This is a genomic window from Methylobacterium sp. D53M, assembly GCF_053345625.1.
Genome location: NZ_JBKFAL010000032.1, coordinates 1 through 15,293, shown reverse-complemented (window position 1 = coordinate 15,293; position 15,293 = coordinate 1). Strand labels below are relative to the sequence as shown.

Sequence of the window (15,293 nt, the reverse complement as noted above, 5' to 3'; positions counted from 1 at the left end):
TAGGCGCGGGAAAAGAACCCGCCGCTTCAGCGATCCCGCAGCGCCGGCACGAGCGGCAGGGCCGCGAGGCTCAGCGCCGCCATGGCCCAGAAGGCCGAAGCGCCGAACGCCCCGTAGAGCGCCCCGGAGGCCAGGGTCGTGGCCACCCCCGACAGGCCGAGGCCCAGCGTCCCGTAGAGCGCCAGCGCGGTCGTCCGGAGATCGGCCGGCGTCGACGCCTCGATGAGTCCCAGGCAGGCGAGGTGCAGGAGGGCGAAGCTCAGCCCGTGCAGGGACTCGGCGGCGGCGAGCCAGGGAAGCGCGGTCGTGGATGCCAGCACCGCCCAGCGCAGCCCCCCCGCGCAGGCCGCAACCGCGATGCCGGTCGCCGGGCCGATCCGCGCCAGCAGGGGCGGTCCGACCAGCAGGAAGACCAGGACCTCGGCGGCCACCGAGACCGACCAGAGCAGGCCGGCGGTGGTCGCCGCGATCCCGGCGGACCGCCACAGGATCATGGCGAAGCCGTCGTGCATCGCGTGCGCGCCGATCACCAGGGCGGCGACCAGCACCGTGCGGCGGAAGCGCGGCAGGGCGACCAAGGCGGCGAAGCCGTGCCACGGCGCCCCGGCCCGCGCCGCGCCGCCAGGGCCGGCGGGCAGGGCCAGGGCGGCCGCGCCGGCGGCCAGGAACAGGCCGCCGCTCGCCACGAGGGCGGCGGCGAGGCCGTAGAGGCCGATCAGCCAGCCGGCCGCGGCGGTGCCGACGATGAACGCGGCCGAGCCCGCGCCGCGGACCCAGCCGTACTGGAACGCCGCGCCGCCGCGCGCGGCGGCCAGGGCCAGCGCGTCGGCGAGGGGCGCCGGGGCCGCGGTGCCCGCTGCGTAGAGGAGCGCCGGCCCGATCAGCTGCGCCAGCCCGGTGCCCGGCAGGTGCGCCAGGGCGCTGAGCCCGGCCAGCGCGAGGCTCGCCGCCAGGACGGATCGGCCGGCCCGGTGGCGGTCGGCGAAGGCGCCGGCCAGGGGGCCGACCGCGAGACGCAGGGCGCCCGCGGCGGCGAGGAGGAGGCCGATCTCGCCGGGCGTCAGGCCGCGCGCGGCGAGGAAGCCCGGCAGGACCGGCGACAGCACCCCGTAGGCGCCGTAGAGCGCCGCGTAGAGGACGAGGAATCGGGCGAGCCCGCCCCACCGTCCCGCCCCTGTCGCCCGCCGCTCCATCGGCGGAGCGTAGCACCGGCGGGCGTCCCGGTGTCAGGTCCGCGCCGGGCTTTCGTCAGCAGGGTCGGCGGACGGCGTAGCGGTAGCGCCGCCCCTGCGCGTCGAGCAGCTCGCTGTCCGGCCCTTCCTGCCACACGACCTCGTCCTCGGGACGGGCCGCGTCGGTCAGGGTCGCCCCGCGGACGATGTCGAGGCTGAGGCCGAACCCGTAATTGGTCGCGGTCGCGTCGGTGATCGCGGCCGAGATGTCGGCCTCGTCGGGCAGGCAGGCGAACAGGACGCCGTCGGCGATGGCGAGGGTGTAGGTTTGCACGGATGGCCTCCAGGAGGCTCGAGGAGCGTGGACCGGCTGCGAGGGGCCGAACCTAGGCATCGCGGCCCGGATGTGAACCCTCTCCACCGAGATGCTGCATTGCACCATTTCGTGAGCACGAGCTCCGCGCGAGCCCGCGCCGCCGCGCCTCAGCGACCCAGATGATCGTCGAAGAAGTGCGCCATTTCTCCGAAGACTTCCCTGGTTTCGGGCGCGTCCGGCGTGAACAGGTACTGCGCGTGGGACATGCCCTCGAACACCTGCAGCGACGCCTCGATCCCGGCGGCGCGCAGCTTCCGGTGGGTGCGCACCGTGTTCGACAGGAACAGGTCGCGGGTGCCGGTGACCAGGATCGCGGGCGGGAGGCCGGCGAAGTCGCCGTAGATCGGCGAGAGCTGCGGGTCCTTCAGGTCGCGGCCGGCGGCGTAGAGCTTGGCGGCCGGCGTCAGGTAGCCGGAATAGCTGACGAGCACGTTGTCGAGCCACTCGTTGGTCCGGTAGCTGTCGCCGGTCTCGGTCATGTCCGACCAGGGCGTTCCGAGACCGATCGCCGCGGGCAGCGCCAGCCCCTCGGCCTTGGCGCGGAGCATCAGGGCCAGGGTCATCCCGCCGCCCGTTGAGGTGCCGAACACCGCCATGTTCCGCGGCTTCTGCATGGACAGCATGGCCCGCCACACGGCGGTCGCGTCGTCCATGGCGGCCGGGTAGGGCGCGTCCGGCGGCATGCGGTAATCCACCGAGATCACCTTGTAGCCGCCGAGGCCGGCCATCAGGATCGCCTCCAGCGTTCCGGCCTCGCCGGGATTGTAGACGTAGCCGCCCCCGTGGATGTGCAGGAGGAGCCGGTCGCGGTTGGCCTCGGGGATCTGCCGGGGCTGGATCACGAAGGCCTTCACGCCGCCGATCACCGCGGCCTCGCTGGTGACGCCCAGCTTCTCGCGGAGCGCCGGCAGGGTGGCGGCTCCGGCGGCAGCGAGCTTGTAGACCAGCGCCTTCCAGGCCGCGGCGTCCGGCGGGTTCGCGTTCCAGGCCGGCACCCGGTAGGGCGCCGCCACCGCGGTGCGGAATTGCGGGCTCGTCGTGTCGGGGACCGGCACGACCTTGGCCGGCACCGTCCGCGGCCCCGGGGCGGCGTTGGCCGCGCCCATCTCGGCCTCCAACTGCGCGAAGCGCGGCACGGCCCGCTCCGCGGGCGCGGCCTGCCCGAGGGCGGCCTGGGTGCCGCAGGCGATCATCAGCAGCGCGGACAGGCTCAGGCGCATCTCGATTCCTCCCGCGGCAGCCCGTTCCGCGACCCGTCTCGGCGGGTGCCGGCCGCGCTCGGCCGATACTTATCGGAGCGGGCGGCCCGCGACAGCCGCCCGGGTGACGATCGCGGCCGCGCGATCACGCACCGAGCCGCGGGAGCGCGGCCGGCGTCTCCGGCTCGACCACCAGGGTCGCCGGCACGGCGCCGTCGCCGGCGAGGGCCTCGGCGATCGCCTCCGGCCCGATCGGGTCCTCGGCCGCGCCGGCGACGCCCGACGGTTCCGGCGTGATCCGGGCGGTCTCCCGGCGCGGCCCGGTCTCGGCCGCCGCCGCGTGCTCGTCGGCGACGCCGGTCACCGCCCCGGGCGCGATCAGCCCGATGGCGGCCGCGTGCTCGGCCATGGCGACGCTGTCGGCGGCGAGCACGAGGCTCGATCCGGCCCGCGCGACGGCGCCGGCGAGCCGGACGATCTCCTCCACCCGCGCGGAGCCGCGGGACACGTTGCGGATGTAGACCGCCAGCACCCGCCCGGGATTCTCCTCGACGATCTGCGCGTAGACCTCCGGGTCGTGCTGGCCGCTGTCGCCGATCAGCACGAAGGGCAGGTCGCGGTAGAGGGCGAGCATGTGGCGGATCAGCGCGTGCTTGTGGTCGGTGGCCCGGCGCGGCAGCGGGTGGGTCCAGGAGAGGCCCCATTCCCGCAGGAACAGCACCGGGCCCGCCGGGATGCCGTGGCGCTGGAAGAACTCCGAGAGCATCTCGTAGAGACCCCAGGGCGCGCGGGACACGTAGAGCATCGGGTTGCCCTCGTCGCCGCCGGCGCCCGCGTGGAGGGCGCGGTAGAGGGCGGCGACGCCCGGGAAGGCGACCCGGCTCTCGGCATCCTCCACGAACAGGCGCCAGAGCATCTTGAGCTTGTTGGCGACGCCGGTGCGCATGACCGTGTCGTCGATGTCGCTGACCACGACGCAGCGGCAGCGGTCGGGCGGGATGAACACCGCGCCCTCGGCGGGGATCGGCGGATCGGCCTCGAGGCGGAGTTCGACCGCGTGCCAGTCACCCGTCTCGGCCGGAGGCGAGCGCGGGTGCAGGTGAACGCGGAAATAGCCGTCCCGGTCGGTCTCGACCCGGACGGCATCGTCGCCGAACCGGGCGGTGACGGCCGCACCGGCGATCGTCCGCCGGGCGATGCGGCGGCGCAGGTCGCGCCACTGCGCCCGCAGCGATTCGGGATCCTCGCCGGGTATCCCCGGCGACTGCCGGAAGACCCGGCCGATCAGGAACACCTCGTCCCGTGACCCGTAGCCGCGGTAGGGCTCGACCACGAGCCCGCCGCGGCCCTTGCCGCCATGGCCCTGCGCGCGGCGGACCGGCCGCGTGAGGACCCGCAGCGCCTTCGTGGCGCCCCTGCGCGCGCGCGAGGCCATGGCGACCGGCCCCCGTCCGGGCGCTCAGGCCTGCGGCAGTTCGGGGCTGAGCCCCATCGCGTCGAGGCCTTCCTCCAGGAGGTCGCCGGCGTCGGGAGAGCCCAGCAGTTCCCGCGCGGCGCCCTCGCCGGCGGCCTCGCGCTCGCGGGCGAAGCGGACAGCCTCGCTCCACTCCTCCGGCTCCATGTCGCCGCGCCCGACGTAGAGGAGGGCGAGGAGCTCGGCCCGGGAATCGTCGTCGAGCCCGGCGATCAGGCCGCGGACCTCGGACTCGGTGGCGTCGTCGGTGCCGGAGACCAGGACGTCGGTGGCGCCGTCGTCGATCGGGTTCGAACCCGAATCCGGGTCGGTGTTGCCCTCCTTCACCTCGATGGCGCGCAGCCGCGTGACGATGTCGGTGACGGTTTCGACGGCGATGTCCATGCGCTGATCTCCGGGCGCTGAAAGGGTCGGGCCAGCGGGGCCCTCAAGCCGCGACAACGGGCGAGCGGGCGCCGGGTTCGCCCCGTCCCCATCGAAGGGGGCTTGCGTGGTCCGCGCCACTTTCCGGCTCAGCGACCGTGAGTTAGAGGCTGCGAGACTGTTCCGACATCCGGATCGACATCGGCGATAGACGTGATTTCTACAAAGACTGCCACGACATCGCCTGCCGATACCGTCATTCCCCCCGCACGCGACGCCGCGTCCCGGCGCTCGGGCCGGCGATCCGGCAGGCGTCTCGCGGCGCTCTCGGCGCTCTCGGCGCTGGCCGGATCCGCGCTGATCGGGACGCGCCCCGCCGAGGCCCGGCCCGCGGGCTACGAGGGCAGCGCCCCGAGCTGCTTCCTGACCGGGGGCGGCGCGCTGGAGATCTGCCGCGAGGGCTCGGAGGCCGAGGGCGTCCTCATCGCGCCGGCGCCCTGCGCCTTCGTGCGCGGCGTGCAGATCCTGCGGCTCGCCCGCTCCGAGGCGCCCGGCCCGCTCCAGGCCGTGTTCCAGGGCCAGACACCGGTGGCGTCTCGCCGGGACGAGCCGTGCCCGGAGCGGCGCGCCACCGACAGCCGCGACGGCGGCGCCCTGCGCACCGGCCGCACCTTCGAGGCCCTGGTCACGACGCTGCCGCCCTCGGCCGACCGGTTCTGGGTCGACCTGCCGGAGGAGCGCGCGCGGACGCGCGGCTGGTCCGAGCCGACGCCGTCCGCGGAGGGCATCGGCCCGCGCGACCCCATCGCCGTGACGGGCCGGACCTGGGCCGGCGAGGCCTACAGCTACGTCTTCCTGCTCGGGCAGGAGCGCGTGGGCGTCACCGGCGGCGACGCGGCCGAGCCCGAGCGCCGCGGCCGGCGTCGGCGCCGGCGGGTGGAACCGGACGCGCCGGCGACGGGCCCGGCCGACGTCCGGCGCCGCGTCCAGATCGAGGCGCGCACCCTCGACTTCCAGACCTTCGAGATCCGGACCCGCACCGCCGACGGCTACGGGCTGGCCTGGACGCCGTTCGAGGCCGGCGCCGGCCGCGGCCGGCGCGCCGACCCGCCCGTCCCCGCCGCGGTGGTCGACGAGGCGGGCAAGCCGGTCACGTCGGCCTGCACGGCGCCGGCCTTCGAGACTCACGGACTCGCCGGCTCGATCAGCGTCGTCGACCGCACCTATCACTACGTCTACACCGACGTGCTGCCCGAGGATTGCGGCCTCGCCCCCGAGAAGCGCCGCACCGGGCTGTTCCTGCGCACCGCGCAGGACCTGTCGGGGCCGAAGGTCTGGTCGACGGCGCGCAAGCTCGCCGGGCCGCTGCCGCCCGGGACCCTCGTGCGGGTGGCCCGCGCCAAGGGCATGCCGCGCTGGGCGGTCTCCTACACGTGCCAGCGGCCCGCCAACGCCCCGGGCGGTCCGGTGGCGGATATCTGCCTGCAATACACGGCCGACATGAACCTCGACGGGATCGGCGCCCTCAAGCTCTACGCCGATCCGGTGGAGGCGGGCCGCTCCGCCGCCTATCTCGGGCTGCGCTCGGGGGGCGACGGCAGCGGCCGGTACGACCGCAGCGCGCATTTCTGGATGACCGACGCGGAGGGCAACCTCGACACGCCGGCGATCTACCCGAACAAGGCGGGCTTCCTGACCTGGCTCGACCGGCTCGCCCCGACCGCCTCCGGGCGCGACGCGTCGAGCCTGTACGGGCGGCCCGTCTACTGGGGGACGTGGACGGTGCGCCCGATCGGCGCGCAATAAGTCGCAGGAGGCGCTATATGGGCGGCCGACAAGCCGCGCGAGGCGTGCCTGACGGACCCGATGGAAACCCATATCGACCTGTGGTTCGCCGCGAGCATCGTGGCGATCTCGCTGCTGCTCTCGGCCTTCTTCGCGGGCGCGGAGACGGCCTTCACGGCCGCCTCGCGAGCCCGGATGCACGCCCTGGAGCAGGCGGGCGACCCGCGCGCCGCGATCGTCAACCGCATCCTGGCGATCCGCGAGCGCTTCATCGGCGCGATGCTGATCGGCTACAACATCGTGGCGATCGGCGCCTCGGCCTTCACCACCAGCGTGCTCACGGCGCTGTTCGGCAAGAGCGGCGTCATCTACGCGACGGTCGGCATGTCGGTGCTGGTCATCGTCTTCGCCGAGGTGCTGCCGAAGACGCTGGCGATCTCCAAACCCGACAAGGCCGCCCTGCTCACCGCCCGCCCGGTGGCCTTCGCGGTGGCGCTGATGGGCCCGCTGGCCATCGCCATCGAGCACGTCGTGCGGGTGATGCTGAAACCGTTCGGCGTCACCATCGGCGAGCACCAGTCGATCCTCACCGCCGCCGAGGAGCTGCGCGGGCAGGTGGCGCTGATGCACCGGGAGGGCGGCGTCGCCAAGGCCGAGCGCGACATGCTGGGCGGCCTCCTCGACCTGTCGGACCTGTCGGTCTCCGACGTGATGGTCCACCGCACGAAGATGCGGGCGATCGACGCCGACCAGCCCTCCGAGGACATCGTCCGGGCGGTGCTGGCCTCGCCCTACACCCGCATGCCGCTGTGGCGCGGCACGCCCGAGAACATCGTGGGCGTCCTCCACGCCAAGGACCTGCTGCGGGCGCTCGACGCCGCGGGCGGCGACGCCTCCGGCCTCAAGGTCGAGGCGCTGGCCCTGGAGACGTGGTTCGTGCCGGGCACGACGTCGCTGCGCGCCCAGCTCAAGGCCTTCCTGACCAAGAAGACCCACTTCGCCCTGGTGGTCGACGAGTACGGCGAGGTGATGGGGCTCGTGACCCTGGAGGACATCCTGGAGGAGATCGTCGGCGACATCGCCGACGAGCACGACGTCACCGTCTCGGGCGTGCGCCCGCAGGGGGACGGGTCGGTGAACGTGGACGGCGGCGTGCCGATCCGCGACCTGAACCGGGCCATGGACTGGGACCTGCCCGACGAGGAGGCGACCACCATCGCCGGCCTCGTCATCCACGAGGCGCGGACCATCCCGGACCAGGGCACCGCCTTCAACTTCCACGGCTTCCGCTTCCAGGTGCTGCGGAAGGCCAAGAACCGGATCACCACGCTCCGCATCACGCCGCTGACCGCGGCGGGGCTCCAGGCGGCCGCGCTGCCGGACGCGCCGCGCGACGCGGTGTGACGGCGGCAGGCGACCGCCGCGGCCGGGGTCCGCGCCCGCGCCGCGACGCGCGCGGGGCGGTCCTCAGCCCGGCATCGCCTCCAGCCCCTCGGCGCGGATCCAGTCGCGGGTCCGGTCCAGGGCCCGCCCGAGCCGGTCGAACAGGGCGTCGATCTCGCCCGGCGCGATGATCAACGGCGGGCAGACGGCGACGCGGTCCCCGGCAAGCGCCCGCACGATCAGCCCCTCGCCCTGCGCGAAGGCGACGCAGCGGGCGGCCACGCCCTTCTTCGGGTCGTACTGCCGCTTGCTGGCCTTGTCGGCGACGATCTCCAGACCGCCGATCAGCCCGAGGCCGCCGGCCTCGCCCACGATGTCGTGCCCGGCGAGCGCCGCCAGGCGGCGCTGGAACTGCGGCGCCTTCTCGGCCGCGCCCTCGATCACCCGGTCGCGGCGGTAGATCTCGATCGCCTTCAGGGCCACCGCGGCGGCCACCGGGTGCCCGGAATAGGTGGTGCCGTGGCCGAAGGTGCCGATCTTCTCGCTCTGGCCGATCAGCACCTCGTAGAGCGGTTCGTCGATGCTCACGCCGCCGAGCGGCATGTAGGCCGAGGTCAGGGCCTTGGCGAAGGAGATCGAATCGGGCCGGGCCCCCAGCGCCTCGCTGCCGAACCACGTGCCGAGCCGGCCGAAGCCGCAGATCACCTCGTCGGCGATGAAGCGGACGTCGTACTTGGCCAGCACCGCCTGGATCGCCGCGAAGTACCCCCGCGGCGGCACGATCGCGCCGCCCGCGCCCATCACCGGCTCGGCGATGAAGGCCGCGACCGTCTCCGGCCCCTCGCGCAGGATCGTCTCCTCCAGCTCGGCGGCGAGGCGCGCCGCGTAGGCCTCCTCGGTCTCGCCCGGCTCGGCGCCCCGGTAGTGGTGCGCGGGCGAGACGTGCAGGAAGCCCGGCAGCGGCAGGTCCCAGTCGGCGTGGTTCGCGGCGAGCCCGGTCATCGAGGCGCTCGCGACCGTGACGCCGTGGTAGCCCTTCTGGCGGGCGATGATCTTCTTCTTCTGCGGCCGCCCCAGGGCGTTGTTGTAGTACCAGGTCAGCTTGACCTGCGTGTCGTTGGCCTCCGACCCCGAGGAGGTGAAGAAGATCTTCGAGGTCGGGATCGGCATCAGCTCCTTCAGCGTCTCGGCGAGCTCGATGCCCGGATCGTGGCTGCGGCCGGAGAACAGGTGCGTGAAGGGCATGCGCGCCATCTGCGCCCGGGCCGCCTCCACGAGCTCCGCGTTGGAGTAGCCCAGCGCCGTGCACCACAGGCCGGACATGCCCTCGATGTAGGAGCGCCCCTCGGTGTCGTAGACGTGCACGCCCTCGCCCCGTTCCAGCACCAGCGGGCCGGTCTGTCGGTGCGTCGACAGGTTCGTGTAGGGATGGAGGAGGGTTTCGACGTCGCGGGTCGCGAGGTTCGAGAGCATGGTTCGCAAGGTCCTCGTGCGCGGGTGACCGCCGCCACACTACCGACCCGATGCCCCGTCAGGTAGCCCGGAGGATCCGCGTCCGGCCGTTGCCGGACGCATGCCGCCAGCGCTACTCCAGCACCGCCCCTCGCCGCGCCCGACCGATGCTCAACCCGGAAGCCTACGTCGCCCAACCCGCCCCCGGCCGCGCCTGCGGCGCCTGCACGCTCTGCTGCAAGGTCTACGACGTGCCCGCGGTCGAGAGCGTCGCGGGCCAGTGGTGCCGCCATACGAAGGCCGGCCAGGGCTGCGCCATTCACGCCACCCGCCCGGACCATTGCCGGGCCTTCCACTGCCTCTGGATGACGGAGGGATGGCTCGGCCCGGAATGGAAGCCGGACCGCGCCAAGATGGTGCTGAGCCTCGATCCGCTCACCCGCAACATGAACGTGCAGGTCGATCCCGGACAGGCGAACGCGTGGCGGCGCGAGCCCTATTACGGGCAGCTCAGGCGCTGGGCCGTGGCCTCGGTGCCCATGCGCCGGCACGTGCTGGTCCACGTCAACAAGAGCACCACCGTCATCCTGCCGGACCGCGACGTCAGCCTCGGGATCGTCGGCGCCGACGAGCGCATCGTCACCACCGACCGGATGACGCCCCAGGGCCCGAGCTTCGACGTCCGGAAAGTGCCGGCCTGAACCGGGCGACCGGCCGGACCCGGGGCCGGCTCAGCGCTCAGTGCCGGAATGCCGCCGCATGACCGGGGATTCGACCACCAGGAACGTCATCTGGAACAGGATCAGCCCCGTCTGGTCAGTCACCTCGATCCGCCAATCCTCGCCGAGGGCGATGCGCTGGGCGTCCTGCTTCAGGATGTCGCCGGCGCGCCGGACGGCTTCGAGCCGGGCGGATTGCCAGTCCGGCAGCTCCGTTCCCGCGCCGTCCAGGATCGTGGATCCGTCGTGTATGTTGAAGTGATAGCGCGGCATCCACACGTCCCGGTCGGGTCCAGGCGGGGGATGCGAGTACCCCTCACTCGCGGCCGTGCCGAGTCTCGTCGCCGCGATTGACGGACTCGTTACGCCACGCGCGCCGGCTCGGCCATATACGGGGTTAGAGTCGCGGCCGGGATCGCCGGGCCGCGCCGCGGGCCGACGCCATGTCGCGACGCGCGAGCCTTGCGGATCCGGCCGGTTTGCCCGAGTGATCGGCCATGACGACCGTTCACGATTTCAGCGTCTCCGCGGCCGACGGAACGCCGTACCCGCTCGCGCAGCACCGCGGTCAGGTGCTGCTCATCGTGAACACGGCCTCCCGCTGCGGTTTCACCCCGCAATACGAGGGGCTCGAGGCGCTCTGGCGCCGGCACCGGGATGCGGGCCTGACGATCCTGGGATTCCCCTGCAACCAGTTCGGCGCGCAGGAGCCGGGCGACGCCGCCGAGATCGCGAGCTTCTGCGCGCTGCGCTACGACGTGAGCTTCCCGGTGCTCGCCAAGGTCGCGGTGAACGGGTCGGGCGCCGATCCGCTCTACGCCCATCTCACCCGGGCCCGGACCGGGCTGTTCGGCACGCGGGCGGTCAAGTGGAACTTCACCAAGTTCCTGGTCGGACGCGACGGCCGGGTCGTCGCCCGGTTCGCACCCGGGACGAAGCCCGCGGCCCTGGAGGCGAAGATCCAGGCTGCCCTGGCCGAGCCCGCCTGAGCCGCGCCCGCGTCAGACCGCGTCGAGATCCGCGGCCTCGGCGGAGACCGCGCGGCGCGCGTCGATCCGTTCGCGCACGCGCAGCACCGTCCGCAGGGGCGCGATCGGGAACGGGCGCACCGACTCGCGCAGGATCCCCGTCAGGAACCGGATCTCGGCAATCTTGCGCAAGGTGAGGGCGGGTGCGCCGGCGCCCTGTGCTCGGCGCTCGAGGTCCGAGAGGGCGTCGAACAGCGCGTAGCGCCCGTCGAGATCCCGGGAAGACTGTTTCGACGCGATCAGATTGGCCAGTTCGCCTTCAAAACTGCAACAGACAGGCTGATCGGAACGCATCGTCGACTCGAACACAATGTGCGTCGAACCCTAAAACAGTGTTCGCGCTTTGTCAGCCGCCGACGCGGGGCGGGCGCCGCGAATGCGGGATTGTTGCGCAATTGCATCTGCGCGACCGCACCGGACCGCGGCCCGGACTCAGCCGCCGGCCGCGACGAACGCGGCGGCCGCCTCGAACTCCGTCCGGCGCGCCTCGAGGCGGGCCTCCGCCTCGGCGTCGTGCCCCCAGACGGCGGCCTGATAGGTCTCGTCCACGTGGGCCGCGGCCCAGGCCTCGGCCGGTGTCAGCCGGCCCTCGAGAACAGCCAGGGCGATCAGCAGGGAGCCGGTCAGCGTGGTCAGGGTGTGCAGGCCCGCCAGCCGGAACGGGTCGGTCACCGCGTTCACCGCAGCGGAGAGCGCCTGGATCGTGTCGGCCGGCTGCGCGACGTGCATGACGCCCTCGCTCAGGATCACCCGCGCGCCGAACGCGTCCCGTGCCCAGGCGAGGATCGGATCCCAGGCCTCCGCCTGGGCCGCCACGAGGCGCTCCGGATCCCCGGCGCGGTAGGCCACGAGATCGGTGCCCGCGTAGGCGCAGAGATCCGCCGCGACCTCGGCGAGGCGGGGCGTGACGCCGTCGATCGCCGTGTTGGCCAACCGGGTCAGGGGCATCCGCGCGGGGTCGATCGCCGTGTCCTGGGCCTGCCACTCCGCCGCGACGCGCTCGGCCAGGGTCCGGCTGGGGAGACGCAGCGGGTTGCGGGCCGGCGTGTTGGCCGGACGTCCGTCCAGGGTCAGCCGGAACCCGTCGTCATCCTCGGAGAAGCCGGCTTCCTTGTAGAAGCGGTGGGGCAGGGCCGGCTTGGCGTGGCCGCGGGCGGCCCGGACCGGATCGGGCCTGTCACCGTCGCTCGGTTGCCCGAGCCAGTCTGTCGTCTGATCGCTCATGGAGGCGAGATAGGCGCTTCCGGCCCCGCGCGCGAGCCTCCCGCGATCAGGAGCCGGTCGCGAGCCCCTCGAGGAGCAGCGTCTCCAGCGCGGCGGCACTGGGGACCACCGTCACGGCCCCGGCCCCGTAGAGCGCGTCCGGCGGATGGTAGCCCCAGGCGACCCCGACGGCCGTCGCACCGGCCGCCACGCCCATGGCGATGTCGAAGGTGGTGTCGCCGACCATCACGGTGGCCTCGGGCTCGCAGCCGGCCTCGCGGATCGCCTGCTGCAGCATGGTCGGATCCGGCTTCGACGGCGCGTCGTCGGCGCTCTGGGTCGTGGCGAACCAGTCCGCCCAGCCGTAATGCGCGATCAGCCGGTCGACACCGCGCCGCGACTTCCCGGTGGCGAGGCCGATCAGCACGTCGGAGCGCCCGTGCAGCCGGGTCAGCAGGTCGGCCATGCCGGGGAACAGGGGTTCCTCGTGGACGGGGTCGAGCCGCAGGCGGTTGTAGGCCTGCTTGTAGCTTTCCGAGAGTTCCGCGACCGGGCCGTCCTCGCCGACGAGGCGCCGGAAGGCCTGCGGCAGCGACAGGCCGACCACCGACAGGGCCTCCCGCCGTCCGGGCGCCGGCAGGCCGTTCTCCGCGAACGCCACCTCCTGGGCCGCCACGATCAGGTGCTGGCTGTCGACGAGGGTGCCGTCGACGTCGAAGACGACGAGCCTCATCGCGACCGACGCGCCGGAAGTCGCCCCGACGGCGCGGGTGAAAGGAGGCGGGTCCCCGTCACGGCTTCCGGCCCGGCTGGGCCGGCGCGGCCGCGGCGGGCTGGCCGCCGGGGATCCGGGTCCGCTCGTAGCCGAGCCGGCACCGGATCAGGAAGCGCCGGCGCTTGCCGCCGCGCAATCCGCGCTGATGCGAGGCGCGGTTGCAGGCCGCGTAGGAGCGCCGCCGGCGCTCCGCGCGGGCACTGTTGGCGGTGCGCGGGGCGGCCTGCGCGGGCGCCGCGCCCGGGGCGGGCACCGGGGCCGGATGCGGGGCCGCCGTCTCGGGGGGGTGGGTGCCGTTCGCCGTCGGCGCCGCCCTGGTCGTCTCGCCCGGCGCGGCATGCGCGATCGGCCCGGTGAGGCACAGGGCGGCGAGGCAGGCCAGCATCGCGAGCTTCATGTGTCAGGGTCTCGAACCGCCGGGAACAGGCCCCGCGGCGGATCGGCGGGGCGCGGGGCAGCATATGAGGCGGCGCGGCCGGTTGCCAAGGCATGCGCCGCGCGGGACGCTCGGACCGCACCCGACTTTCACCGAAGATGCCGCGGCGCTGACGGGCGCTGGCGTGACGGTTATCGGGGGGACGGGAAGGGTGATCCGGCGATGAACCTCGTGCTGCTGCCCGGCTTCATGACCGACGCCGACCTCTGGTCGGACGTGGTCGCGCGCCTCGGCGAGGTGGGTCCGATCACGCACGGCGACCTCGCGCGGGACGCCGCCATCGCCGACATGGCGCGCCGCGTCGTCGCGGAGGCGCCGCCGCGCTTCGGGCTCGTGGGCTTCTCCATGGGCGGCTACGTCGCCCGCGCGGTCGCCCGGCTCGTGCCGGACCGGGTGGAGGCGCTGGTCCTCGTCGCCACCTCGTCGCGGGCCGACACGCTGGCCCAGGCGCGCCGGAAGGCCGCCGCGGTCGCCCATGTCCGCCAGCAGGGCTACCGGGGCCTCAGCCGTGCGGCGATCCTCCAGTCGGTGCACCCGGACCGCGCCGGCGACGGCGCCCTCCTGAGCCGGATCCGGCAGATGGGCGACCGGCTCGGCGGAGAGGTCTTCCTGCGCCAGGCCGGGCACGCGCGCGAATCCGATGGCGACCGCCTCGGCGCGATCGGCTGCCCGACCCTGGTCGTGGCGGCGGCCCAGGACGCCCTGCGCAGCCTCGACGAGGCGCGGGAGCTCCGCGACGGCATCCCGGGCGCGACGCTGAGGGTGATCGACGGGTCGGGCCACATGCTGCCGCTCGAGGCCCCGGACGCGCTGGCGGACGCGATCGTGCCCTGGCTGCGGGCTCAGGCCTCCGGAGCCTCGACGATCGGGTCGTAGCGGGCGGCGTCGAAGCCCAGGAGGTTCCAGCTCTGCGCCATGTGGGGCGGGAGCGGCGCGCTCACGTCGACCGGCTTGCCGGTCCGCGGGTGCGGGATGACGATCCGCCGGGCGAGCAGGTGGAGGCGGTTCTGGATGCCGCCCGGCAGCTCCCAGTTCTCGACGGAGAAGTATTTCGGGTCACCCACGATCGGGTGGCCGATATGGGCCGCGTGGGCGCGCAGCTGGTGCGTGCGGCCGGTGACCGGCTTGAACGACAGCCAGGACAGCTTCTGGGCCGCCTGATCGACCATCGCGTAGTAGGTCAGCGCGTGGCTCGCGCCCTCGTCGCCGTGCTTGGCGACCCGCATCCGCGCGTCGGCGTCGGTGGGCTCCTCCTTGGCGAGGTAGGTCGAGACGCGTCCCTGCCGGACCCGCGGCACGCCCGCGGTGAGCGCCCAGTAGATCTTCCGCGCCGCCCGGGACCGGAAGCTCTTGGCCAGCGTCGCGGCGGCGAGCCGGGTCTTGGCGATGATCAGGCACCCGGCCGTGTCCTTGTCCAGCCGGTGGACGAGGCGCGGCTTCTGGCCGTCCGGACCCGTGAGGGCGGCGAGCAGGCCGTCCACGTGCCGGACCGTCCCCGAACCGCCCTGGACCGCGAGGCCGAAAGGCTTGTTGAGGATCATCATGTCGGCATCCTCGTAGAGGATCAGCGACCGGATGAAGGCGGCGTCGTCCTGCTCGCGGGCGGCGCTGCGCGGCCGCTCGGTGGGCTGGTCGAGGCGCAGCGGCGGCACGCGCACGCTCATGCCCGGCTCCAGCCGGTCGTTCGGCTTGGCGCGCTTGCCGTCGACCCGCAACTCGCCCTTGCGGACGATGGTCTGCACGCGGGTGAAGGGCAGGAGCGGGAAGCGGGCGGTGAGGAAGCGGTCGATCCGCATCCCGGCCTCGTCCGGCTCGACGGTCAGGGTCTGCACGCCGGAGGCGAGGGTCGCGGAGGCGGCGGCGCGCTGCTCGCGCCGGGTCGGACCGGGCGCGGGGGCAGAGGCGAGGGCCGGGGAGGGGGCCGCCGA

Annotated in this window: 17 protein-coding genes; 5 read left to right on the top strand and 12 right to left on the bottom strand. The window is 73.8% G+C overall.

Going from position 1 to position 15,293, the window contains the following annotated elements:
- Positions 1–26: 26 nt before the first annotated feature.
- The 5 genes from ACLBYG_RS27825 to ACLBYG_RS27805 all read right to left on the bottom strand — a co-directional run bounded on the left by ACLBYG_RS27825 (position 27) and on the right by ACLBYG_RS27805 (position 4,605).
- Positions 27–1,193: an MFS transporter gene (locus tag ACLBYG_RS27825; protein ID WP_447683620.1), complete on the bottom strand. Its 1,167-nt coding sequence runs from the start codon at positions 1,191–1,193 to the stop codon at positions 27–29.
- Positions 1,194–1,248: 55 nt separating this feature from the next.
- Entirely contained in the window at positions 1,249–1,506 is a 258-nt protein-coding gene (locus ACLBYG_RS27820) for a hypothetical protein (RefSeq protein ID WP_020093648.1), read from the bottom strand.
- Between the two features lie 149 nt (positions 1,507–1,655).
- Positions 1,656–2,768 (bottom strand): alpha/beta fold hydrolase, encoded by a 1,113-nt coding sequence (locus ACLBYG_RS27815; RefSeq protein ID WP_447683619.1) that lies wholly within the window; start codon positions 2,766–2,768, stop codon positions 1,656–1,658.
- Between the two features lie 124 nt (positions 2,769–2,892).
- The gene (locus ACLBYG_RS27810) at positions 2,893–4,182 is read right to left on the bottom strand and encodes an App1 family protein (protein ID WP_447683618.1); all 1,290 of its coding nucleotides are present in this window, start codon (positions 4,180–4,182) and stop codon (positions 2,893–2,895) included.
- A gap of 24 nt (positions 4,183–4,206) precedes the next feature.
- A complete protein-coding gene (locus ACLBYG_RS27805) occupies positions 4,207–4,605 on the bottom strand; it encodes a DUF3775 domain-containing protein (protein ID WP_042671771.1) in 399 nt (132 codons plus the stop codon).
- Between the two features lie 192 nt (positions 4,606–4,797).
- Between ACLBYG_RS27805 and ACLBYG_RS27800 the strand changes: the two genes are divergently transcribed.
- The gene (locus ACLBYG_RS27800; protein WP_447683617.1) at positions 4,798–6,390 is read left to right on the top strand and encodes a hypothetical protein; all 1,593 of its coding nucleotides are present in this window, start codon (positions 4,798–4,800) and stop codon (positions 6,388–6,390) included.
- 60 nt (positions 6,391–6,450) lie between these two features.
- Positions 6,451–7,773 carry an HlyC/CorC family transporter gene (locus ACLBYG_RS27795; RefSeq protein WP_091681339.1) on the top strand — a complete coding sequence of 441 codons (1,323 nt, stop codon included), beginning with the start codon at positions 6,451–6,453 and terminating at the stop codon, positions 7,771–7,773.
- A gap of 63 nt (positions 7,774–7,836) precedes the next feature.
- Here ACLBYG_RS27795 and ACLBYG_RS27790 read toward each other — a convergent pair whose 3' ends face one another.
- Positions 7,837–9,225, bottom strand: coding sequence for an aminotransferase (locus ACLBYG_RS27790; protein ID WP_447683616.1), 1,389 nt, complete (start codon positions 9,223–9,225; stop codon positions 7,837–7,839).
- A 146-nt stretch (positions 9,226–9,371) separates the two neighbouring features.
- Between ACLBYG_RS27790 and ACLBYG_RS27785 the strand changes: the two genes are divergently transcribed.
- Positions 9,372–9,905 (top strand): hypothetical protein, encoded by a 534-nt coding sequence (locus ACLBYG_RS27785; RefSeq protein WP_447683615.1) that lies wholly within the window; start codon positions 9,372–9,374, stop codon positions 9,903–9,905.
- A 30-nt stretch (positions 9,906–9,935) separates the two neighbouring features.
- Here the strand turns inward: ACLBYG_RS27785 and ACLBYG_RS27780 are convergent, their stop codons facing one another.
- Complete coding sequence (locus ACLBYG_RS27780; RefSeq protein ID WP_042671770.1) at positions 9,936–10,196, bottom strand: DUF6894 family protein; 261 nt, start codon at positions 10,194–10,196, stop codon at positions 9,936–9,938.
- Between the two features lie 224 nt (positions 10,197–10,420).
- Between ACLBYG_RS27780 and ACLBYG_RS27775 the strand changes: the two genes are divergently transcribed.
- The gene (locus tag ACLBYG_RS27775) at positions 10,421–10,912 is read left to right on the top strand and encodes a glutathione peroxidase (RefSeq protein WP_132366862.1); all 492 of its coding nucleotides are present in this window, start codon (positions 10,421–10,423) and stop codon (positions 10,910–10,912) included.
- A 12-nt stretch (positions 10,913–10,924) separates the two neighbouring features.
- Here the strand turns inward: ACLBYG_RS27775 and ACLBYG_RS27770 are convergent, their stop codons facing one another.
- The 4 genes from ACLBYG_RS27770 to ACLBYG_RS27755 all read right to left on the bottom strand — a co-directional run bounded on the left by ACLBYG_RS27770 (position 10,925) and on the right by ACLBYG_RS27755 (position 13,326).
- Positions 10,925–11,245, bottom strand: coding sequence for a hypothetical protein (locus tag ACLBYG_RS27770; protein ID WP_447683614.1), 321 nt, complete (start codon positions 11,243–11,245; stop codon positions 10,925–10,927).
- Between the two features lie 138 nt (positions 11,246–11,383).
- On the bottom strand, positions 11,384–12,175 hold the full coding sequence (locus tag ACLBYG_RS27765) for an ATP12 family chaperone protein (protein WP_447683613.1): 792 nt from the start codon (positions 12,173–12,175) through the stop codon (positions 11,384–11,386).
- Between the two features lie 46 nt (positions 12,176–12,221).
- On the bottom strand, positions 12,222–12,887 hold the full coding sequence (locus tag ACLBYG_RS27760; RefSeq protein WP_447683612.1) for an HAD-IA family hydrolase: 666 nt from the start codon (positions 12,885–12,887) through the stop codon (positions 12,222–12,224).
- A 58-nt stretch (positions 12,888–12,945) separates the two neighbouring features.
- Positions 12,946–13,326: a hypothetical protein gene (locus ACLBYG_RS27755; RefSeq protein WP_100252670.1), complete on the bottom strand. Its 381-nt coding sequence runs from the start codon at positions 13,324–13,326 to the stop codon at positions 12,946–12,948.
- 201 nt (positions 13,327–13,527) lie between these two features.
- Between ACLBYG_RS27755 and ACLBYG_RS27750 the strand changes: the two genes are divergently transcribed.
- Positions 13,528–14,241, top strand: a complete 714-nt coding sequence (locus tag ACLBYG_RS27750; protein ID WP_447683611.1) for an alpha/beta fold hydrolase — start codon at positions 13,528–13,530, stop codon at positions 14,239–14,241.
- Here ACLBYG_RS27750 and ACLBYG_RS27745 read toward each other — a convergent pair.
- The coding region (locus tag ACLBYG_RS27745; RefSeq protein ID WP_447683610.1) for an RluA family pseudouridine synthase at positions 14,208–15,293 on the bottom strand (1,086 nt) is incomplete at its 5' end. The two genes, ACLBYG_RS27750 and ACLBYG_RS27745, sit on opposite strands and share 34 nt — an antisense overlap.